We start from the raw sequence: 21,065 nt of genomic DNA, 5'->3' as shown, positions 1-21,065 counted from the left end.
AGCGCAACTTGACGGCTTTCATTCCTACTTTCGGTCAATCCGTTGTTGTCATCAAAATTGATAACCCTCCCATTTCGTGTTTATACACTTATAGGGAAACGTGTCGCACAATTAACGCTTTTAATTTTATTTCCATGAATACAGCAAAAAAAGAGGCCCTATGGCTCTTTTTTTATTCCTTAATAACAATCTAAATATGATAAAATATATCCATCACTCATATGTCCAAATATGTAATTTTCATAGCACCAAAATTATAACTAGACTTATATATAAATAAAAAAAGCACTCATTATGAGTGCTTTTTAAAGGTTATAACCTATCCATTTTTGTCCTAACGATGTATTAATTAAATACCATGCTTGTTTTACTTTAACAGGTTGATAAGCAACATAACCTACTACATTTGGGTTACCAGGACCATTATATAAAGGTTGTTTAGATCCAACATAATTCAATAATTGAGATCCGCCGCTTGTATAAAGATCCGCTTTATGATTTCCGTAAGCCATAACTTTTGAAGAATTGATAGACATAAATGCGAATGCTAGTACAAAAAACACTACAAAAACCTTTTTCATTTTCTTTCCCCCTTGCATTATTTTACATTTCCATTTTTTGTATTACTTAATTTTCAGTATATTGTAAATATAAAATTAGCAGTAACTTACATATCATATCCTATAACTGAATTTGTTCATATATGGTAAAATATATCCATCGCTCATATGTCCAACTATGCAATTTTCAAAGTAGCAACATTACAACTAGACTTATACAACATAATTCAAAACAAAATGAAGGAGTGTTTTAAGTGAAAGGACATATTCGAAAAAGAGGAAATAAGTACTTAGTGTTTTTCTGGTTATAAGACAAAAAAGAAGCAGTAAAAAATGTGGCGAAAAAGATTACGGATTTAAATGAAGGGACTTTTGTGGAACCGTCTAAGCTTACTTTAAAAGACTATCTCGTTCAGTGGCTAGAAATTAAAAGGATGAGTTTAGAAAAGAATACCTACGTTTCTTATAGTAGCAACATAACCCACCATGTTTTACCGAACATGCAGAAAGAAGCAGTAAAAAGTTTTGGTAAAAGTATCTTTGAATAGCTAATGTTTGCATTTTATAAAAAAAGCTAAATAAATCTTGTATGAACAAGGTTTATACATCCTAACACATGTTATCATGTATAATACATATGTTAAGTAAATTCAGAATAACGAGGCAAATATTATGGACTTTGTTTATATTAACCAAAACGTATTAAATAACCTTCTATACATTTTATGTAGTATATTTGTTTTTTATTTCATATATGATAGCAGGCATTATTTGAAAAAATACAAAATATTACTGATTACCCTTTGTTCTAGTATCCCGCTTATTTTATGTATGCGATACCCTATCTATATGGATGAAAGTTGTATTCATGATTTAAGACAAATTCCGGTCATAATAGGTACGCTTTATGGTGGATTCCCTGTCGGTATCATATTGTTTACAATTTTATTAATTACAAGATTTATATTTTATGGCTTTAATATGCTAACAGTCGTTGTTTACGGAATAATGTTCATCGTTACAGCACTCGCATCTTCAAAATTTAATACATATAATAGAAAGCTTAAAGTAGCTTTTTCCATGTTTTTAACCTTTTTCCTAGCAATATTTACAACTGTAATTGTATTAACTTTATCAGATTTTGAAGTGAATAATTTGTATATTATTTATTTCATGGTATTACCGACTACTTTAATGTTATTTATTGTTTATATAAATGAAGTTATAAAAGATGCTGTATTAATGCGCTCAAAATTAATTAAAATGGAAAAAATGGAGATTGTTAGCCAACTCGCTGCAAGTATATCGCACGAAGTAAGGAATCCCCTAACGGTTGTAAAAGGATTTACACAGCTTTTAAAAACACAAAATTTAACTCCTGAATCAAGAGACGAATATATTAAACATATACTTGAAGAGTTAAATCGTGCCCAAGAAATTATCGATGATTACTTAACGTTTGCCAAACCTGCTCCAGAAAAATTAGATCAAATTTCAGTAAAACAAGAGTTAAATCGAGTTATTAATATGATATTGCCATTGTGTAATATGAATACGATACATATTACACAGGATTTTTCTGAGGCAACCATTGTTGGTAATAAACAGCACTTTCAACAATGTTTTTTAAACTTAATAAAAAACAGTATTGAAGCAATGCCTAATGGTGGTACCTTAAATATTTCCTCATCTATCAATAATAGTAAAGTTGAAATACGAATTGAAGATAGCGGAGTTGGAATGTCACAGGAGCAAATACATCGATTCGGTGAACCGTATTTTAGTACAAAAACAAAAGGAACTGGTTTAGGTACAATGGTTGCTGTTAAGATTATTGAGACGATGCGTGGAAGTTTAAAAATCCGAAGTATCGTTAGTAAAGGAACGACTTTAACGATTACGTTCCCGAAATATAGTGAGAATACGCATTTAAACAAATAAAAAAGGAGCATAGTTGCTCCTTTTTTATTTGTTTCGATACATAAGTATCTTCAATGTTTTTTTAGTTTACATTTGTGAAGACTAATTAAAAATTAGTATCCTCCGCCCCAGCAGCTGCATCCTACAATTATTAATAGAATGAATAACACAACTAGTAAAGCGAAACCTCCACCAAAACCACAAGAACCACCGTAACTCATATTTTCTCCTCCTTTTGGTTTGAAAACTAATAGGTAGTTGATCATTTTAACTGGTTCGTATTATACATTATGTATATATCCCTTTTTTGAGCATGTCTACATAAAAATAAGTAAAAGCACTCGTTTAAAGAGTGCTTTAAAATGGATACCAAAAGTTTTGAAATACGTTTAATTTTAAATATACCGCAACAATAAATATGAAAATACCGGCAAATAAAGCGATGAAATCTTCACGTTTCGCCTTACTTGTATAAAACCATGTACGTTTATCCTTCTTTCCAAATCCTCTTAAATCCATTGCATTTGAAACCGTATCTATTCTTTCTAGAGAATGAATGATTAGTGGCCAGAAAATTAAAACACGGTTCTTCATACGAACCCATAAACTTGCTTCTCCTTTTTCAAAAGCCACTCCTCTCGCTTCTTGCGCGTGTTTAATAATTTTATACTCAGACTGGATGTCAGGAATATAACGTAGTGCAATATTTATTGCATATGTAATCTTATAATGAATACCAAGTTTACTTAAGCTACTTACAAATTCGCTTGGATCTGTCGTGTAAATAAAAAGAAGTGTAAATGGTAATAACGTAAAATACTTTAATGAAAGTGTAGCTGCATAAAATAATGTTTCATATGTAATCGTTGCATATCCAACATGTAAAAACGCGGTATATGATTCAGTTAATTCAGATCCATGAGTTGGTGTAATAAATAAAATCATGACAGAGTTTAATAAACTAAATGTAAATATGACACTAAAAACAATTAAAATTTTACGAAATGGAATTTTAGCAATGCTGAGTCCGATACACCCAATAATAAATAATATTAGCAACACCCGAAAATCAAAAAACAAAAAAGTAAGCGTCATACAAAAAATAAATAAAAACAATTTCACTACCCCATCCATACGATGAAAATATGTACTATGCACCTTCCTCCCTCCTATTACTGTCTAAATAAAGCTCCATAAATTTTTCTGGACATGCAATCCCACTAAATTTAATAAGCTTGGTTAAAGAACTCTCTCTTAAGTTGGCTCTTTGTAACGTTTCTTGATCGCCTAATACATCAAACACTGTATTATCCGCAATAATTTTCCCTTCATGTAGAACTACTGCACGGTCTGTATATTCTAGCGCGAGATTCATATCGTGAGTGATAACAACAAATGAAATTCCCTTTTTAGCTAGGTTTTTAATAAACGACATAAATTGTTTATAATGATAATAATCTTGTCCCGCTGTCGGTTCATCTAATATGATAAGCTTAGGATTTGTTGTTAATACAGATGCGATTGTTAGTCTCTTTTTTTGCCCATAGCTTAGTGCTTGAATTGGCCAATTACGAAATGGATATAAACCACAAATTTTTAAAATCCCTTCTACTTTATTCTTAATTTCTTCCTTAGAAAAATTATGTAATGTTAATGTAAATGAAACTTCTTCAAAAACAGTAGGCTGTGTAATCATATGATTTGGATTTTGCATCACGTAAGATATGATTTCCCCACGTTTACGAATAGACCAAGAACTAATATCTTCACCTTTTAACGCAATTTTCCCATTTTTCATTTTGTTTATACCTATAAGACTATGAGCTAATGTTGATTTCCCTGCTCCATTATGTCCTAACAGTGCCACAATTTCTCCTTCATATATTAAAAGGTTTACATTTTCTAATACTTTTTGTTTATTAGGGTATGAAAATGATAAATTCTCCACTTTAAGTAATTCCTTGTTTTTAGCATTCCTTTCTAATATGACTTGTTTCTCCATCCACTCTTTTATAACGTTGCTTACCTTTTCTTTTTGAAGGTTTTCCATTGGATATATTACGTCATTATTACGATCAAAATGTAATCTCTTTAATGCTTCGATGTAAATAGGCTCTCTTAAGCCAATACGTGGTAATATATTTGACGCTAAGATTTCTTTTGGTGTTCCCATCGCAATGACTTTACCTTCATCAATTAATATAACTTTGTCTAAATCCAGTTTTAAAATTTCTTCTATCCTATGTTCGATAATAACAATCGTTTTATTATACTGCTCATGTATATCTTTCATAAGTTCTATCGTATGTATGGCGCTTAGTGGATCTAAGTTCGCTAATGGTTCATCGAACAATAATATATCCGCATTTGTTGTTAATAAACCAGCAAGAGAAACTGTTTGCTTTTGGCCTCCTGATAATTCATGTGGACTTTGTTTATGAAACGTATGCATCTTCACCTTTCTTAATGAGTCCGAAACAATCTTTTTCATGTTATCTTGCTTTACACATTCATTTTCTAAATAAAAAGCTACATCTTCTTCTACTGTCAGACCAATAAATTGAGCATCTTGATCTTGTAAAATTGTTCCTACCTGTTTACTTTGTTCAAAAATACTTCCTTCCCTTGGGTCTTTACCGGCAATTAAAACGTTACCTGTGCTATTCCCTTCGTAAGAAAATGGGATTAGCCCATTTATACAATGAGCTAATGTCGACTTTCCTGAACCACTTCGTCCAGCAATTAGCACTTTTTCCCCAGGGTATATATGAAAGGTAATATCACTTAAAGTAGGCTGCGCAGCATGCCCATATTGAAAGGTGAATTGTTCAAACGAAATAATTGGTTGCATGTTAACATCCCTACTTTTCAATTTTTAAATGTGTATGTTTCTTATTGGATTTCGCCAAACCAATTGTAAGTGGCAATCCAAGTACTAAGAAAACGATGACATCGGAAATTGTTGCTCCTAATACTTGTATAACAATTTTGTCAAATGGTTCTCCCATCACAATAATATCGAATGCCCCAGCAAATATAATAGCAATGACAATACCAACTAGCCCAGTAATTGCTAAATAAGAAATATCCCCCTTGTTAAACGACCCGTTTTTCACACTAAAACCAACTCTTTTTTGAATAAGCCCCATTGAAAAACCAATAATTCCTGAACTAATAACCCATCCCCACCAAATACCCCATCCAGCAATCGTATCTGTTACGGTATGACCGATAAGTCCGATTAACAGTCCTGCCACTGGACCAAATAATGCTCCAAAAACAGTTAATATAGCTAATGCTGGTTTAATAAATGTATTCGGTGCAATAGAAAATCCCCAAAGTCCTAATATCCCGTATAATGCTGCTCCAATACCGATTGCTACTACTAACTTTGTTGATAATTTATTCATGACAATTCCCCTCTCATATTAGTCAACTTTTATTACTCTATATTTAATTTAAAAATGAATTATGCATCGACACTCCCTTTCTATACAACAAAAAAATGACCTCTTACATAAGAGGTCACTTTCTTTCACTTTCAAGAATCCTCTTATCTTTCAAAAAACACATCGTGTCCTCTGCGGAATTAGCACCTTCCTATAAAATTGCATAGGGGTTGCTGAGGTTTCTTAGGGCCGTTCCCTCCACCTCTCTGGATAAGTATTAATTTGTAATTCGTATTATGGCACTAAAGAATGTAAATTTCAACACTTTTCTTACTATTTTTATTTTTATTAAATAGCACATTTAAATCATTGTATTCTTATCGGAATTATGAAATAATGAATTCAAAATCGTTTCGGGAGGAATGCATTATGAAAGTTATTGGTTTGATTGGAGGATTAAGTTGGGAATCTACATCATTATACTATAAACATATTAATACACTTACACTCTCTCAATACGATCAAAATGCGAAGCTAATTTTATATAGTATGGACTTTGGTGAAGTAACTACTTTATTACAAAACCATCAATATGAAGAAGTGAAAAATGAACTAGTTACAGTTGCAAAGAAAGTTGAAAAATCTGGGGCTGAATGTTTATTAATGTGTTCAAATACTGTACATCTATTTGCCGAGGAGGTAGAACAAGCAATATCTATCCCGCTTCTTCACATTGGTGATGTAAGTGCTAAAGAAATGGTAGAACAGAATATAAAACGTATCGGACTATTAGGAACAAAACAAACGATGGAGCAAGATTTCTATAAATCACGATTAGCGAAATATAACATTGAGACAATTATCCCAAATGACGAGGAAAGAACTTTTATCCACCATGTCATATTAGATGAATTAAGTAGAGGGATCATTTCAGAAACATCTAAAAAAAGGTTATTACAAATTACAAAATCATTAATTCAAAACGGCGCTGAAGGTATATTATTAGGCTGCACTGAAATACCTTTACTCATCTCCCAAAATGATCTTACTGTTCCCGTTTTTGATACTGCTTTTTTACATGCAAATACTGCTGTACAATTTGCTGGATAAGAATACACAAGCATAAAGGTGAGAACCTCTATGCTTGTATACAGTTACGACTAATTATCCCGCTATTTGCAGGCAGTAAAGCCCCACCAATTAAAGTTTTACTTTATTTAAAAGAGATTCAATAACTGCAATGGCTTCTTTTGAACCACCACATTCTAAAAAGCTATCATTAAGTTTTCTTATACCATGTTTATACTTTTCATTTGAAAGTACATCTGTTACGGCCTCTTTTAAAGTGTGTACATTAACATGTTCTTTCAATAGTCTATGTGCCGCTTCAAGCTCAGTTACTCTTTGCGCTATCATTGGCTGATCTTTATCATGCGGTATTATTACAAATGGGACATTATAATGAATGGCATCGTGTACGCTATTCATACCGCCATGTGTAATAAAAACATCTGCTTCATTTAATATTTCTGATTGAGGTACGTATGCAGCAATTATAAAATTATCTGGTGCTTCCTTAATTTTAGAAATATCATTTCTATCACCAATTGCCATTACAACTATCCCATCAAAATCTGAAAAAGTATCAATACAAGTATTAAAGAATGGTTCGAGTCCTTCAAGCAGTGTTCCCATTGAAATATAAATAACTTTCTTTTCTTTAAGTGATTCCAGTGGAAACTTTATATTTGTTTTACGCTTTGAAATACTCGGTCCAATAAAAATGTTATTTTCCCCGAACGATTCGCTATTAGGTTGGAAATAACGACTTGTGTATACGAGACAAACATCACCCTTATTATTCATAAATTGAAGATTATTCTTTGGTTTTACTCCAAATTTATGTTCCATCTTATTTAGTAATTTTTCAGAGATTTCCTCTGGTTGAAATGGCATATCTGCATTTGGATGAAAAGGTAATGTCTTCAAAAATTCTGGCGAAATTAAAAATATAGGTGAGGACACTACACCTGGAACTTGTAAATATTCCTTTACTAACTCTCCTGCGCCAAATATATCATAAATTACGAAATCAAAATTTATACTTTCATATAATTGTTTCGTAATTTCTAATATATATAAAGAAGTTTGAACATGCACATGAAAGAAAGCATTTAACCCAGATGAGGTTTCAGCATCAATAGAAATCTCTTTTAATAGATCCGGATGAGTATGTACAGTAGCTCCTAAATCTTCAATTCTATCCTTAAAGTTTGCCGTTGTAATATAATGTACGTTATCCCCTCGTTCAGTAAAGGCTTTTACTAAATTTAATGTAGGGTTTACATGCCCCTCTGCTGGAAAATTAACTACTAAAATATTTAGCACTTATTCCTCACTCCTTACATTTCACTGTTTTAATTAAGCATACTGTTATTTGTACAAGTAATCTTCCCCTAATAGTCCTAATATGCTTGCTACATTATATTGATAAATAATTTTCAGTCATCAACATAAAAAAAGCATCTACCTATGTAGATGCCTAACCGTGATAAGGAGTGTTCTGTGAGGTTAGAACAAGCGTTTCTGCTTGTCCTATGCTATCAATATATGATTTATTTTATAAAATGTGAATCGTTAATAGAATTATTTTATCCATTTTATATGATCAAATGGATAAAATACCATTTCTACTTTACCTATTATATTTGATTCATCAATAAGTCCAAGTGTATTCCTACTATCTTTACTATGATTACGATTATCACCTAACACAAATAATTTATGCGTAGGAACTTTTATTTCTCTAAAATTTGAAAAACGATTGGATACTTGTGACATATCTAAATGTATATACGACTCATCACGCTTTTTACCGTTAATAAATACCTCATCCTCTTTTAGTTGTATGTTATCCCCCGATAATCCAATAATTCGTTTCACATAGTAAGTAGGCGCGTCTTCTTTTTTTATAATGACAACATCTCCATGATGAAAAGACGATAAACAGACGTTTACCTTATTAACAAGTATATAATCTTTTTCATTCAAAGTAGGTTGCATCGAAATTCCTTCTACCATACAAAATAAAAAGGACTTATTAATAAAAATAACCCCTATTATAATGAATATGTAGCTACATATGTTCCTCCAATATTTTAGAATAAACAGCTTCATATATACCCCATTTCTAATCTATTCCCAGATAAAAACGCCTCTAGTTTACAGGAATGCTAGAGACGTTTCGTACATTTTAATTCTCTTTAGAGGCATCTGTTTTTGGCGCTTCACCAGTTAATCTCTTATTTTTCAAATCAAAATAAGCATCTAAAACTTCTTTTCCAATATCGGAGTTAATGCCCGATTTATCATTTTCAACCCATGGTACTACAACAGAAAATGCTACTTCTGGATCATCATATGGCGCATATCCAGCCAATGTTAAGTTATAACATTCTCTACGATCACCTTTCGCATTTCGCCCAATTTCATTTTCTCCACCATATACAGTTTGTGCGGTCCCTGTTTTACCAGCTGGTTTATATGGTGCTTTTTGGAATGCTCTTACTCCCGTTCCATCTCCCTCTTGAAATACTTTTCTAAATCCTTCTTTTACTTGATTAATATATTCTTGTTTCATATCGATTCTATTTAAAACAACGGGTTCTATTGATTGTACTACTTTACCAACCTCATCTTTTTGAACGGTTTGTTCTCTAATCTCTTGAACAATTTGTGGTTTCATTCGATACCCTCCATTTGCGATAGTCGAAATATATTGTGCAAGCTGAAGTGGTGTATACGTATCATATTGTCCAATAGAATAATCTAATAAGAAACCAGGTTGATTATCTTTTCTTCCAATTTGTCCTGCGGTTTCATTTGGTAAATCAATACCAGTTTGTACACCTAGTCCAAATTGCCTGAAATAATACCTCATTTTATCAAAATATTCTTGTTTAATATCTAGTGAACTATTTTTCACATAACCCACGCCAGCAATTTTTAATGCTATATTAAACATATAAACGTTTGAAGAAACTTGTAACGCTCTTAGATCGTCTATATCACCAAAATTTTTCCAAGACTTCTTTTCCTTAGTTCCTTTAAATTTCATAGGTGCATCATAAAAATGTGTTCCAGGAGTTATTGCATTTGTTTCAAACCCTGTTAACACTGTCGCACCTTTAACCGTTGATCCAAGCTCATATGAACTTGTCAGCGTGCCTAAAGCATAATCTTCAACTTCCATTTTCCCGTCTTTTTCTACAAGCCTTTTCCCAGCCATTGATAATACTTGGCCATTTTTCGGATTCATCATCACTACGAAAGCACGGTCTAACATTGATTCTGATCCTTTATATTGTTTTAATATTTTTTCTATGCTCTCCTCTACTTTTTTTTGCAATTCCATATCTATTGTTAAAGTTAAATTTTTACCGCTTTTCCCTTCCGAAACCGTTTCCGTTCTAATAGTATTTCCTTGTTTATCAGCAATGCTTCTTACTTCTTTTTTTGTACCATGAAGTACATCTTCGTATTGCTGTTCGATATAACTTTTGCCGACCCTATCATTTCGGCTATAATCACGCACTAAATAATAATCTAATCGTTCACGTGGCAATCCTTCATCAGCATTTGAAACGTTACCAAGGACAGAACGGAATAATCCATCATTTACATAGATTCTCTCCCAATCAACTGATGCGTCTACTCCTGGAAGGTTCGCTAAATTTTCACTAATCACCGCATATTCCTGTTCACTAACGTCCTTTTTAATAATTTGAGGTGCCATTTGAAAACCTGAGGTCATTTTACTTTTAATAGCTAACACTTCTATATCTTTAGCCGTTAGTTCTTGAAGATTTTTATCTGTAACGCGTTTCCTTTTTAAATCTTCTATTTTTTTGTCTAGCTCTTTTCCGGTAATATCCTTATCTCGGAACTTATCTATTTCTGTTTTTGATACTAAGTCTTGAGCAAGTTCTGGATTTAATTGCATCCAAAAGTCTTTCTTATCAGTCTCAGTTAACTTATCTATATCTTCTTGTGGCATTTCAATAATATCTGCAAGTTGTCTTGCTGATTTTAATATTTCTTCTTGTTTTACACCTTTCACCTTTGTATATGTAATCGTACGTAAAGACTTATTATCAACTACTGGATTTCCTTCACGATCAAATATTTTCCCACGTGGTACAGAAAGGCCTACGGTTGCATTTTCTCTCTTCTCTACTTCATTTTTATATGTTTCTCCATCAAAAATTTGCACTTTCCCTAACTGAATAATAATGCCAGAAAATAATAAAAATACACAAAGGAATAAAATATTTAACCGGAGAGGTACTACTCTACCACTTTTCTTCTCTTGCTTTTTCACCTTGTCATAATCTCCTCCTTACAATATTTCAAATAATAATCACATTTCTATATTAAAAGTAATGTACAATTTCTATACATTGCTTTGTACAAATATTAATATAATGTTTAAAACTTAATAGAAATTAAAACAAAGGTAAAGAAAAGGTAAAGTTTACTAAATTAAATATAAAAAATACCCAATAACAAAAAGCTTAGTTTTCACTAATCGCTTTGTTATTGGGTATTAATTGATTTAAGAATTACTACTAGTGCGTATTGCTATACATTTGTCGTCACAATTAGAAAGAGATTGTTTACTTAGTACTTTCGGTAAGTAAATAGTTACTGTTGTCCCGACACCAACCTCGCTCATGATACTAATTGTCCCTCGATGACTTTCAATAATTTTATAACTTAACATTAATCCAATACCAGTCCCTTTTTCTTTCGTACTATAAAAAGGTTCACCTAATCTCTTAATTCTTTCTTCAGGTATTCCTATTCCTTCATCTATTACATGAATGATGACACCATCATCATTTATTTCTTTTATGTGAATTGAAATTTCCCCACCATTTGGCATAGCTTCGATTGAATTTTGCAAAATATTAATAAATACTTGTTTCAATTGATTTTCTGAGCATTCAATAATTATATCTTTGTCATCCGTAAATAGTTCAACTTGAATATTTTTCATAATTGCTTTTGTATTCATTAACGATACGACATTTTTAAAAATTCGATAAATATTTTTCTTTTCTGTATTTATCTCATCTGTTTTAGCGATTGATAGAAATTCTTGCAGGATTGCTTCTATCCTTTCAATTTCAGAAAGCATAAGATCAAAATATCTTTCTTGATCTTCTTTATTAATTTGGAATAACTGTATAAAACCTTTAATTACAGTTAAAGGATTTCTTACTTCATGAGCCACGCCAGCTGCTAATTGACCAATTGCTGCAAGCGTATCTGATTTATTTAGCAATTCTTCTGTTTTTTTTCGCTCTGTAATGTCGCGTACAATAATCATAATTTTATCATGTAATAATGGTAAGCACCTAGCCTCAAAGAAATCAATACTTCCATTAAGTGTGAGTGGATATTCTACAATTACATTCGTTCCTTTTTCCTTCACTTGATTAATGGCTTCCTGAAACTGCTGTGCTACTGACGTTGGTAATACTTCGTAAAACTTTTTTCCCATAAAAGCTTCTGCGGGTACGTAAAACTTTGTAGGAGATCCTGCCTTGTAATCTATAATTGTGCCATCATCTTCTGTTAAGAAACATAAATCTGGTAAAGCTTTAAAAATTAATTCCAGTTCAGATGTTTGTTGTTTTAACTGCTCTTCTATCGCTTTTAAATGTGTAATATCTACACCAACAGCCCAATAACTATATCCTGTTACAGGAAACTGTTCTGATATATTCGACCACATTATTGTTTTGATTTCACCATTTTTACATGTTAAGTGCATTTCCCAATCTCTGAAATTTTTTCCACAAGTTAAAAATTTCTTTTGTATTTGATGGCGATAATTATGATCAGGATACAATAATTGCAGTGCATTGGGATTTCCAATTATTTCTTCAGCGGTATAACCTGTTACAATTTCGCATTCTCGATTCCACAAAACAAAATCTCCATTATAATCAAGCGCATCGACCATAACAGGCATGTTTTGTAAAATCGTATGTAGTTCCTCTTCTTTCCGAGAAAGCAACGTTGTATTTTTACTTTGAAATACTTTTATTGCACCATCTAAAATTAAACTTGAGAGCATTTCAAAGTATTTTTGACAACTGAAAATTTCACTTTTTTTGGACCATACAACAAAAGATCCTAAATGTTGATTGTATAAGAAAATGGGGATTTCAATCTTTGGAAGTTTACTCTTTTTTATCTCATTCATTCCGAATGAAAAAACACACTCTTTTTCAGCATCAAGAAGTTGATGTGATATGTTAGTTAATTTATAAAATTGTTCTGCCATGGTTTCTATTGTACTCACATCAATAAGTTCCATTAGCCGCGAATTCATTCCTTTTTCACCTCAATATGTAAAATTAATACAAATCTAAAATTCATACTTCTCCATTATACGAAGAAAGCTAGTGTAGGTATATAGCTGTAGAATAATTATTCGAACAAATTTTATTTTTCAATTAAAACAAGAAAAGAATATATATACTGAATATACCTTTAATTAGTATATATTTCGTTGATTCCTCACTTATTATCTAGATAACTTGAATTCCTTCTTACATTCACTGAATTTTTACTCGAGAGTCATACACGTTACTAATAGCGGTATAAACATGCAATAAGTATAAAGTTCATAAAATATTCACAATTTTTATGAAAAATATAAACATTTATTCCAATATATTCTATATAATAAAATGTAATAAGGCTTCTATGAATCTCATAGAATACCTTACCCCTAATAAAAAAGAAAAAAGAATCCATTTGGATTCTTTTTTCTTTTTTATTTACATTACATATTTATATAAAGCATGTGCCACACCATGTTCTTCATTTGATAACGTTTCGTATTTACACATTGCTTTTATTTCTTCAACTGCATTTCCCATTGCAATTGATATATTCGCTTTTTCCATCATAGAAACATCGTTTAGTCCATCACCTATCGCTACAGTGTTTTCAACCGGAATATTAAGATGTTCTGCTAAAGTATATAATCCATTCCCTTTTTGAGCATCTCGATGATTAATCTCTAAATTGTGCCAATATGAAGATGTAATTGCTAAATCTGTATTATGAAGAAATGTTTCTTTTAGTTTTTTTAATTTCTCAATATCATAAGAAAATGGTAATAGTTTATGCACATGTATATCTGTTTCTACAATTGGTTTACAACTTTCCGCACTATGAAACGCTGTATGCTCAAGATATAATGCTGCGATTGTTTCTAACTCTTTCAAGTCGAAATTTTCTTTTGAATTCTTCACATACTCAATTTCATTACGTACACTCTCTACTCCATAATCCGGTACATACACACCTTTATCAGTATAAAGCTGATAATATAAACCATTCTCTTCAAGATATTCTACAATTTCAAGTGCCTGCATATTTTGAATTGGATATCTCTTCATCATTTTTTTATCTTTATATATAAGAGCCCCATTTTCCGCAATGATTGGACACTCTAAATTAACTTCTAACAATAATCGCTCAATGTCAACAATAGAACGTCCTGTACAAATTGCTACAACATGGCCAGCTTCTTGACATGTTCGAATTGCTTCTGCATTTTCTTTACTTATCATTTTATTCCCCGAAAGAAGAGTTCCATCTAAATCAATTGCGATTAATTTCATTATTTCTTCACCACTTTCTATAAATACACGAGTTCTAATTAATTATTAGGTATCGTTTTCATACAATCCTCGTGAGGTACTTCTTATTTATAATTTATGAAAAGCGTTTCAGGTCAAGAAATAATTAAAAATAAAATCCAAAGCTTTTCTTTTTAAAAAAGCTTTGGATTTTAAACTATGAATTATAACTAATGTATTTTGTCTCACACATGTACACATTTTTTTCTTCAGTTGGGATATATACTTTAAACTTTTCTAGCCGTTTTCCATAGACATGAATCGTAATAACGCTTTCATTTTTGCTAATTTCAAGAATATGACAATCCGCTGGTGGAATTACTTTATCTGTTTCTCCTTCTCCCAAATAAAGATTTCCTGTATGTGTTAAATAAACAAGTGAATTTCCAAGTTGTTTCGTTTGTATAAAGTTCTTCACCATAATCCTTCCTGAAAAAACGCCTTCTACTCCCCATGTGCCGTCATGGTCATGTAAAGGTGTAGATTGTCCATCTTTCCATACGAGAGCTAGTACTTCAAAACGTTTGAGCGGATCTTCATACAATAAATGTCGTGCATATTGAGTCAAATTGGCCTTCTGTTTATCTAACGGAAGCCATGTTTTCTTTTCTAAAAGTTCTTCTAGTAACTTTTCAATGCCACACACTATTTCTTCTTCAAATAAACCGTTTTCCATAAGATTTGTAACACCTTTAATAAACTTTTGAAATGATTTACTTCCATTACAAGTCAACATAAGAATCCTCCTCTACGTTTTATACAATTCCATATTAAGGTAATTGCCGAAAACTCACAATTGAGAAACAAAAAAACAAGATGCAAATGTATGCACCTTGTTAAGATTTTTATTTGGCTTTCATTCGAATAGGTAAGTATTTTAATGTTTGTTCATTTTCCAATATACATTTTTCTAAACAGAAAGATGGAGATAGCTCTATTTTTTCAAAAGCATTTATAAAGGTAGTTAATGCAATCTCAGCTTCTAAACGTGCAAGTGGTGCTCCTAAGCAAAAGTGAGGACCTTTCCCAAAGGTTAAATGCTTTTCATTTCCTGTTCGATGTACATTAAATTGAGAGGCTTGTGAAAATTTTTTCTCATCTAAATTCGCTGCACTAACCCACGCAACAATCATCTGATTCTTTTTCATGAAAGGACCAAATATATTTGTATCCTCTGTAATCCTCCGGGCCAATGTAACAGGAAAGCGATAGCGTAATACTTCCTCAATCGCTTTTAAAATTAAGTTAGGTTCTTTTCTTAACTCTTCATAAATTCCAGGTGAATCTACTAAAAAGCAATAAAAGCTATTAATAATTAAATTTGTAGTGGTTTCATTCCCAGCCGCTAGTAAACCTAATGAAAAGGTTACAATTTCTTCATCGGTTAATCTTTCGCCTTCATATTCAGCTCGAATTAAATCAGAAATGATATCATCGGTTAAATGATATCTCTTTTCCTGAACAATCGGTAGAAGGTATGCTTTGAATTCATGTAATGCTATCCCTTTCTCGGCATCCAGATCATTAAACTTTTCTTTACTATACGGCATAAATAAAATATCAGACCATTCTTTCATTTTTTTACGATCTGTTGTTGGGACTCCTAATAAATCGGAAATAACGGTAACAGGTAAAGGTGCAGCAAACTGTTCAACGATATTAACTTCACTACATTTTTCGATATGTTGTACAAGTTCATCTGCGATAGCCTGTATTCGAGGTTTCCACTGTTCTAAACTTCTTGGAGTAAATGCCTTAGAAACAATGGAACGTACATTGCGATGTTCTGGTGGATCTGTAGAGTTTATATTTATTCTAGTTTCTAAAGGAGGGATTGAGAATTGTCTGCGCTCCCTTCTACTTGAAAATAAGCGATAATCTGATAAAACACGATTTACATCATCATATAAAAAAACATTCCATACATCCTGCTCTTCATCATAATGAACTGGGTGATTATCCCTCATCAAACGATACCATTCATATGGATTCCATAATTCTTCTTTTGTTTTCAGCTTTGAAATTTCATGAACTAAAATAACATTTTCAGGTGAAGCCATAGTTCTTTCCTCCCTTTTCTTTTACAATAAAAGTGATAGGTCGGCAGTCCAAAGTTGTATAAACTATCATATGTTATTTTAACATATACCAAAGGGGATTTTTCATTAGAGAACTTGAGAAATATATAAGGGGGATTTTTATGTACGTTGACATTTTACTACTAGCAGAATTAACGACAGGACCAAAACATGGATATGAAATTAAAAAAAATGTTCAAAATCGTTTAGGTGAAAATTTCGAATTAAATCACAACATGCTTTATCCTGCCCTTCGGCGCTTTGAAAATATGGGTGCTATAACGAAAAAAATACATAAACAAGTCGGAAAACCAAACCGAAATATGTACGATATAACAGAAACAGGAGAAGAAATTTTTTCTGAAATGTTACGAGAGTTTCCCGAAAAACTTGCGACAAACAATACAGAATTTCTTGTTCGTATTGCGCTATTTGAAAAACTTGACTATGAGGATAGAAAAGAGATTTTGACTGTACGTCAAAACGTACTATATAATCAGCTTACTGCTATTCAGTCTCTAGATGTTACCTCATCTTTTATTACTGAAGTCATTGAATTTAGTAAATCACGAATTGAACATGAATTGAGTTGGATTACATCACTTATGAAAAAAATATGAAAAAATAACAAGAAAAGTTAAAAACAATGAATGAAAATGATATTTATTATCAATACTATAATTAATAAAAGGGCAACCACGATTTGGCTACCCTTCAAACATTTATACTTCTGGATCGAAAGTTTTGCAATCTGTTTCTTCCGTTGTAGATGCATGTTTACCTTTATGACTTACTACGTAAATTGCCTCTGCACTACATTTATTACCGTTCGCCCAAAATTTACAGTTATTTACTTCACATAAAACGTCTTGTGCCATAGTATCACACCTCCTTGTTCTATTATCATTAACAAAATTCGGAGGTATGATACTCTTTGTCATGCATTTTTTATTCCCTTTTTAGCTTTCTTAATGGTTCAATATCTCCTCGTACAATCACATCTATATTTTCAGTTATTTTTTCAATGTCAAAATGCCACCATTGAATTTGTAATAATTCTTCTATTATTTCATTTGAAAATCTCTCTTTTATTTTATTTGCTGGATTTCCACCAACAATTGTATATGGTGCGACGTCTCTAGTCACAACAGATTTAACTGCAATGATTGCACCATCTCCTATTTTTATTCCGGGCATAATAGTTGTGTCCATACCAATCCAAACGTCATTTCCTATAACTGTATCGCCTTTGTAAGGTAAATCAGACAAACTAGGTGTATACTTCTCCCACCCATTTCCAAAGATATTAAATGGATATGCCGAAAATCCATCCATCCGATGATTCGCTCCGTTCATAATAAAGTTAACTCCAGATGCAATACAACAAAACTTTCCAATAGTAAGGCGATCCCCAAGAAATTCATAATGATGTAATACTCGATTTTCAAATGTTTCTCCATCTTTCGCATCATAATAAGAATAGTCACCAACAAGTATATTAGGTTTTGTTATTATATTTTTTATAAATTGAACGTTTTGATTTCCTTCAATAGGGTATTTAACATTTGGATTAGGATTCATTTTGTACGGCACTTCCTTTACCACTTATTTCACTTTCTACCGCTATTACTGGCTTTAAATTGTATATAGGTAAAATAAACAATAATCCAATTATAAAAAGTAAAGCCGTCCCTTCATACATCATACTTAATGAAAACATCTCTTTTAATGAACCAGCTATACTCATCGTTACTACCATTGAACCGGTAAAAAGCGGACTTAAAATACCATTTACACGACCTATAAAATCGGTATCGCTATTTTGAATAATAAGCGTATTAATACCAATTTGGATACAAGGAAGAGCTAAACCACTAAAAAGCTGCGCCGTAAGTGTCACCCATAAATTTGTAGAATATCCTATAATGCCAATACCAATTGCTTGACCAAGCATACCGATAATTAACATCTTTTGCGGAGCAACATTTTTCGCAAATACCATTGCTAATGCTCCGCCAACAATCATTCCCGCACCATTTACTGTTAGTAGCCACTGTAAACTCTCTTTTGATAATCCTAACTGCTCAGTCACAATAAATATACCTAATGGCTGAATTAATCCTATACCTAGTCCTGCAGCCATAAAACAAAGCCCTAGCAAAGTTAATGTTTTTTTCTTTTTGACATACTTAATACCATCCTTCATCTCCTGCAGCAGAGTGATATCTTTCTTTTCTACGTCGTTTTCAAGATCTTTCGGAAGAAATAACAATACAACTGCCGCAAGTAAAAACGAGATACCTGTTATGATGATTGAAATATAAATTCCAAAACTATGAAAGATAAATGTCCCTAGAATTGGTCCTAATACCATAAATATTGCAAATATCGTTTGATATATAGACATCGCTAATTGAATTTGTTCCGTTGATAAATGTTGTTTAAACAACTTCATTCCAGATGGTTGTGAAAACTGTGAAAGGATTGCAGAGATGAGTGTCACAAAAAACACAATTTTCCACGTTCCAAACATAAGCGTAATTAATACAGCGAATACTGAAATGGAACTTAACGTTTCACACCATATCATTGTCTTCTTTGGCTTCCACCTATCAGCAAAGGTACCGCCAATAAATGAAAAAATAAAAATTGGAGCGAATTCAGCAACTGAAATCATAGAAATAGCAAAAGCATCACCTTTTGTCATTTCCATTACATATAGTAATACCGCAAAGTTTCGAACCCATATTCCTATTTGTAAAAATAATGCTGATGCTAAAATCCCTTGAACAAACCGATTTTTTAATACTTGTGATACCCCATTGTTTTGTTTCGTTACTACATTTGTCGACATAAAAAAGCCTCCTATTTCATGTTCTGAACAGGAGGCAGCACAAATCATATAAAAAGACAATATATTCGCAGAGCGAAATACATCCCTTTTCTATAAATGTACAGACTAACCCTATTCAGAAGAATATTTCGTTTTTTAACGAAGATCTCTTACAAATAGAATTAGTTGATCATTGGGATGTCTTCACCCTTCCGTTTCAAATTTAAATAACACATACATACTCTATGTAAATCATTTTCGATGTATGCATGTCTCCTTTTAACTATTCTAGAAAGTTAAAGGCAATTCCTCTAAAGAACGCATTAAATAGTTACCTTGCCATTTAATTTCTTCACGATTCCCTTTTATTTGTAGTTCAGGCATTCGATTAAACAAAGTAGTAATAGCAATCTTTGCTTCTAACCTCGCAAGTGGAGCTCCTAAGCAGAAATGACTACCATGACCAAAGGCAATGTGACGGTTGTTCTCCCGTGTAATATCAAATATTTCTGGATTTTCAAATACTGTTTCATCACGGTTCGCTGAAGCCAATGCAATAATAACCATATCTCCTTTCTGTATTGTTTGATGGTGAATTTGAAAAGGTTCCGCTGCCCATCTTGCAGTTGTAACCTCAACTGGAGAATAATAACGCAATCCTTCCTCAATAGCCGAATCAATTAGTTTTGGATTATCTTTTAATAACTGTAATTGATTTGGATTTTCAAGAAGTGCTAATACCGTATTTGTAATTAAATTCACTGTCGTCTCATGTCCTGCGACAATTAATAGCATTATCATTGAATATAGTTCCCGAGCGCTAAGTTTATGCCCTTCACTCTCTGCAAGTATTAAAGCACTCACCAAGTCTTCTTTTGGCTCTTTTCTTTTAATATCAACTAAATATTGAAGATATGTAATAAATTCAGATAGTTGTTTTTCAGTCTCTTTTATTTCTTCAGGTGTTTCTGGTGATGCAATAACAGCATGAGACCAAATCCTAAATTTCGCTTGATCTTCTTTTGGAATACCGAGCATCTCGCTTATCACAATAATTGGTAATGGAAATGAATAATCATCCACAAGATTTAATATACCTTTTCGCTCTATATCACTTATCAAATCATCTGCTATTCTCTGAATTCTTCCGTCTAATTGTGCAATCATCTTCGGTGTAAAAGCTTTTTGAACTAAAGATCGTAAACGACTGTGGTTAGGTGGATCTGAATTTAGCATATGTGTTGTTAAGTGGTCACTATTATCAACGGAAAGATACATGTTCTTTATATCTTGAGAAAACACATTTGTCCAATCTTTTTTTAAACGATTATCTTTTAAAAGTGGCAGAGCATCTTCATATCTAGTAATGAGCCATTCTTTACCGATTTCAACTTGGTTTACAAATAATATAGGTTGTTTTTTTCGCGATTCTTTATAAATTTCATACGCATCTTCTTTAAACTGAGCTGAAGCTAAATTAATGCCATCCTCTATGCTTAACCCAACTTTGTTTTTCATTGACATTGTATTCCCTCACTCTCATTTGTTTTTGAAAACCAACC

At 32.0% G+C, this 21,065-nt stretch carries 19 protein-coding genes, 1 pseudogene and 1 riboswitch; of the genes and pseudogenes, 4 read left to right on the top strand and 16 right to left on the bottom strand.

Going from position 1 to position 21,065, the window contains the following annotated elements; genetic code table 11:
* Window positions 1-305: 305 nt before the first annotated feature.
* Window positions 306-581, bottom strand: a complete 276-nt coding sequence (locus tag ACTFN4_RS23860) for a hypothetical protein (protein ID WP_025710271.1) — start codon at window positions 579-581, stop codon at window positions 306-308.
* Window positions 582-814: 233 nt separating this feature from the next.
* Between ACTFN4_RS23860 and ACTFN4_RS23855 the strand changes: the two are divergent.
* Together ACTFN4_RS23855 and ACTFN4_RS23850 are read left to right on the top strand one after the other, a co-directional pair.
* Window positions 815-1,063, top strand: a pseudogene (locus ACTFN4_RS23855) (site-specific integrase); the annotation flags it as partial.
* 169 nt (window positions 1,064-1,232) lie between these two features.
* Window positions 1,233-2,501 carry a LytS/YhcK type 5TM receptor domain-containing protein gene (locus tag ACTFN4_RS23850; RefSeq protein ID WP_439962910.1) on the top strand — a complete coding sequence of 423 codons (1,269 nt, stop codon included), beginning with the start codon at window positions 1,233-1,235 and terminating at the stop codon, window positions 2,499-2,501.
* A gap of 92 nt (window positions 2,502-2,593) precedes the next feature.
* Here the strand turns inward: ACTFN4_RS23850 and ACTFN4_RS23845 are convergent, their stop codons facing one another.
* The 4 genes from ACTFN4_RS23845 to ACTFN4_RS23830 all read right to left on the bottom strand — a co-directional run bounded on the left by ACTFN4_RS23845 (window position 2,594) and on the right by ACTFN4_RS23830 (window position 5,890).
* Entirely contained in the window at window positions 2,594-2,701 is a 108-nt protein-coding gene (locus ACTFN4_RS23845) for a YjcZ family sporulation protein (RefSeq protein WP_000120182.1), read from the bottom strand.
* Window positions 2,702-2,837: 136 nt separating this feature from the next.
* Window positions 2,838-3,638, bottom strand: coding sequence for an energy-coupling factor transporter transmembrane component T family protein (locus ACTFN4_RS23840; protein WP_000556372.1), 801 nt, complete (start codon window positions 3,636-3,638; stop codon window positions 2,838-2,840).
* Window positions 3,631-5,331, bottom strand: a complete 1,701-nt coding sequence (locus ACTFN4_RS23835) for an ABC transporter ATP-binding protein (protein ID WP_001182511.1) — start codon at window positions 5,329-5,331, stop codon at window positions 3,631-3,633. Before ACTFN4_RS23835 ends, ACTFN4_RS23840 begins: the two co-directional genes overlap by 8 nt.
* Window positions 5,332-5,341: 10 nt before the next feature.
* The gene (locus ACTFN4_RS23830; RefSeq protein WP_001038210.1) at window positions 5,342-5,890 is read right to left on the bottom strand and encodes an ECF-type riboflavin transporter substrate-binding protein; all 549 of its coding nucleotides are present in this window, start codon (window positions 5,888-5,890) and stop codon (window positions 5,342-5,344) included.
* A 140-nt stretch (window positions 5,891-6,030) separates the two neighbouring features.
* Window positions 6,031-6,146: riboswitch (SAM riboswitch) on the bottom strand.
* A 152-nt stretch (window positions 6,147-6,298) separates the two neighbouring features.
* Here ACTFN4_RS23830 and ACTFN4_RS23825 point away from each other — a divergent pair.
* A complete protein-coding gene (locus ACTFN4_RS23825) occupies window positions 6,299-6,979 on the top strand; it encodes an aspartate/glutamate racemase family protein (protein WP_000864372.1) in 681 nt (226 codons plus the stop codon).
* A gap of 90 nt (window positions 6,980-7,069) precedes the next feature.
* On the opposite strand, the gene ACTFN4_RS23820 is transcribed toward ACTFN4_RS23825, so the two are convergent.
* The 7 genes from ACTFN4_RS23820 to ACTFN4_RS23790 all read right to left on the bottom strand — a co-directional run bounded on the left by ACTFN4_RS23820 (window position 7,070) and on the right by ACTFN4_RS23790 (window position 16,652).
* Entirely contained in the window at window positions 7,070-8,257 is a 1,188-nt protein-coding gene (locus tag ACTFN4_RS23820) for a macrolide family glycosyltransferase (protein WP_439962909.1), read from the bottom strand.
* Window positions 8,258-8,515: 258 nt separating this feature from the next.
* Complete coding sequence (gene lepB, locus ACTFN4_RS23815) at window positions 8,516-9,046, bottom strand: signal peptidase I (protein ID WP_033666239.1); 531 nt, start codon at window positions 9,044-9,046, stop codon at window positions 8,516-8,518.
* A gap of 76 nt (window positions 9,047-9,122) precedes the next feature.
* Entirely contained in the window at window positions 9,123-11,249 is a 2,127-nt protein-coding gene (locus ACTFN4_RS23810; protein WP_000743775.1) for a peptidoglycan D,D-transpeptidase FtsI family protein, read from the bottom strand.
* A gap of 234 nt (window positions 11,250-11,483) precedes the next feature.
* On the bottom strand, window positions 11,484-13,271 hold the full coding sequence (locus ACTFN4_RS23805) for a PAS domain-containing sensor histidine kinase (RefSeq protein WP_001088553.1): 1,788 nt from the start codon (window positions 13,269-13,271) through the stop codon (window positions 11,484-11,486).
* A gap of 451 nt (window positions 13,272-13,722) precedes the next feature.
* Window positions 13,723-14,574: a Cof-type HAD-IIB family hydrolase gene (locus ACTFN4_RS23800; protein ID WP_000766393.1), complete on the bottom strand. Its 852-nt coding sequence runs from the start codon at window positions 14,572-14,574 to the stop codon at window positions 13,723-13,725.
* A 175-nt stretch (window positions 14,575-14,749) separates the two neighbouring features.
* Window positions 14,750-15,328 carry a cysteine dioxygenase family protein gene (locus tag ACTFN4_RS23795; RefSeq protein ID WP_000954442.1) on the bottom strand — a complete coding sequence of 193 codons (579 nt, stop codon included), beginning with the start codon at window positions 15,326-15,328 and terminating at the stop codon, window positions 14,750-14,752.
* A gap of 109 nt (window positions 15,329-15,437) precedes the next feature.
* The gene (locus tag ACTFN4_RS23790) at window positions 15,438-16,652 is read right to left on the bottom strand and encodes a cytochrome P450 (RefSeq protein ID WP_098213772.1); all 1,215 of its coding nucleotides are present in this window, start codon (window positions 16,650-16,652) and stop codon (window positions 15,438-15,440) included.
* A 140-nt stretch (window positions 16,653-16,792) separates the two neighbouring features.
* Between ACTFN4_RS23790 and ACTFN4_RS23785 the strand changes: the two genes are divergently transcribed.
* Window positions 16,793-17,290 (top strand): PadR family transcriptional regulator, encoded by a 498-nt coding sequence (locus tag ACTFN4_RS23785; RefSeq protein ID WP_000289127.1) that lies wholly within the window; start codon window positions 16,793-16,795, stop codon window positions 17,288-17,290.
* Between the two features lie 102 nt (window positions 17,291-17,392).
* On the opposite strand, the gene ACTFN4_RS23780 is transcribed toward ACTFN4_RS23785, so the two are convergent.
* The 4 genes from ACTFN4_RS23780 to ACTFN4_RS23765 form a co-directional block, all read right to left on the bottom strand.
* Complete coding sequence (locus ACTFN4_RS23780) at window positions 17,393-17,548, bottom strand: DUF1540 domain-containing protein (RefSeq protein WP_000046095.1); 156 nt, start codon at window positions 17,546-17,548, stop codon at window positions 17,393-17,395.
* A gap of 70 nt (window positions 17,549-17,618) precedes the next feature.
* Window positions 17,619-18,251: a Vat family streptogramin A O-acetyltransferase gene (locus ACTFN4_RS23775; RefSeq protein ID WP_439962913.1), complete on the bottom strand. Its 633-nt coding sequence runs from the start codon at window positions 18,249-18,251 to the stop codon at window positions 17,619-17,621.
* Window positions 18,241-19,524 carry an MFS transporter gene (locus ACTFN4_RS23770; RefSeq protein ID WP_000106401.1) on the bottom strand — a complete coding sequence of 428 codons (1,284 nt, stop codon included), beginning with the start codon at window positions 19,522-19,524 and terminating at the stop codon, window positions 18,241-18,243. The genes ACTFN4_RS23775 and ACTFN4_RS23770 overlap by 11 nt, the downstream gene beginning before the upstream one ends.
* A 267-nt stretch (window positions 19,525-19,791) precedes the next feature.
* On the bottom strand, window positions 19,792-21,027 hold the full coding sequence (locus tag ACTFN4_RS23765; protein ID WP_086404447.1) for a cytochrome P450 family protein: 1,236 nt from the start codon (window positions 21,025-21,027) through the stop codon (window positions 19,792-19,794).
* Window positions 21,028-21,065 lie beyond the last annotated feature (38 nt).

The sequence above is a fragment of the Bacillus cereus group sp. MYBK95-2 genome (assembly GCF_051915225.1).
Classification (GTDB): Bacteria; Bacillota; Bacilli; order Bacillales; family Bacillaceae_G; genus Bacillus_A; species Bacillus_A cereus.
Note: the sequence above shows the minus strand (reverse complement) of the source record. Positions and strands in the feature narration are given on the sequence as shown.

Coding starts and splice junctions, on each gene's coding strand:
- ACTFN4_RS23775 (WP_439962913.1), bottom strand. CDS start 18,251: ATGAATCCTAATCCAAATGTTAAATACCCTATTGAAGGAAATCAAAAC.
- ACTFN4_RS23800 (WP_000766393.1), bottom strand. CDS start 14,574: ATGAAATTAATCGCAATTGATTTAGATGGAACTCTTCTTTCGGGGAAT.
- ACTFN4_RS23765 (WP_086404447.1), bottom strand. CDS start 21,027: ATGTCAATGAAAAACAAAGTTGGGTTAAGCATAGAGGATGGCATTAAT.
- ACTFN4_RS23845 (WP_000120182.1), bottom strand. CDS start 2,701: ATGAGTTACGGTGGTTCTTGTGGTTTTGGTGGAGGTTTCGCTTTACTA.
- ACTFN4_RS23860 (WP_025710271.1), bottom strand. CDS start 581: ATGAAAAAGGTTTTTGTAGTGTTTTTTGTACTAGCATTCGCATTTATG.
- ACTFN4_RS23785 (WP_000289127.1), top strand. CDS start 16,793: ATGTACGTTGACATTTTACTACTAGCAGAATTAACGACAGGACCAAAA.
- ACTFN4_RS23825 (WP_000864372.1), top strand. CDS start 6,299: ATGAAAGTTATTGGTTTGATTGGAGGATTAAGTTGGGAATCTACATCA.
- lepB (WP_033666239.1), bottom strand. CDS start 9,046: ATGAAGCTGTTTATTCTAAAATATTGGAGGAACATATGTAGCTACATA.
- ACTFN4_RS23805 (WP_001088553.1), bottom strand. CDS start 13,271: ATGAATTCGCGGCTAATGGAACTTATTGATGTGAGTACAATAGAAACC.
- ACTFN4_RS23790 (WP_098213772.1), bottom strand. CDS start 16,652: ATGGCTTCACCTGAAAATGTTATTTTAGTTCATGAAATTTCAAAGCTG.
- ACTFN4_RS23830 (WP_001038210.1), bottom strand. CDS start 5,890: ATGAATAAATTATCAACAAAGTTAGTAGTAGCAATCGGTATTGGAGCA.
- ACTFN4_RS23795 (WP_000954442.1), bottom strand. CDS start 15,328: ATGTTGACTTGTAATGGAAGTAAATCATTTCAAAAGTTTATTAAAGGT.
- ACTFN4_RS23850 (WP_439962910.1), top strand. CDS start 1,233: ATGGACTTTGTTTATATTAACCAAAACGTATTAAATAACCTTCTATAC.
- ACTFN4_RS23780 (WP_000046095.1), bottom strand. CDS start 17,548: ATGGCACAAGACGTTTTATGTGAAGTAAATAACTGTAAATTTTGGGCG.
- ACTFN4_RS23835 (WP_001182511.1), bottom strand. CDS start 5,331: ATGCAACCAATTATTTCGTTTGAACAATTCACCTTTCAATATGGGCAT.
- ACTFN4_RS23770 (WP_000106401.1), bottom strand. CDS start 19,524: ATGTCGACAAATGTAGTAACGAAACAAAACAATGGGGTATCACAAGTA.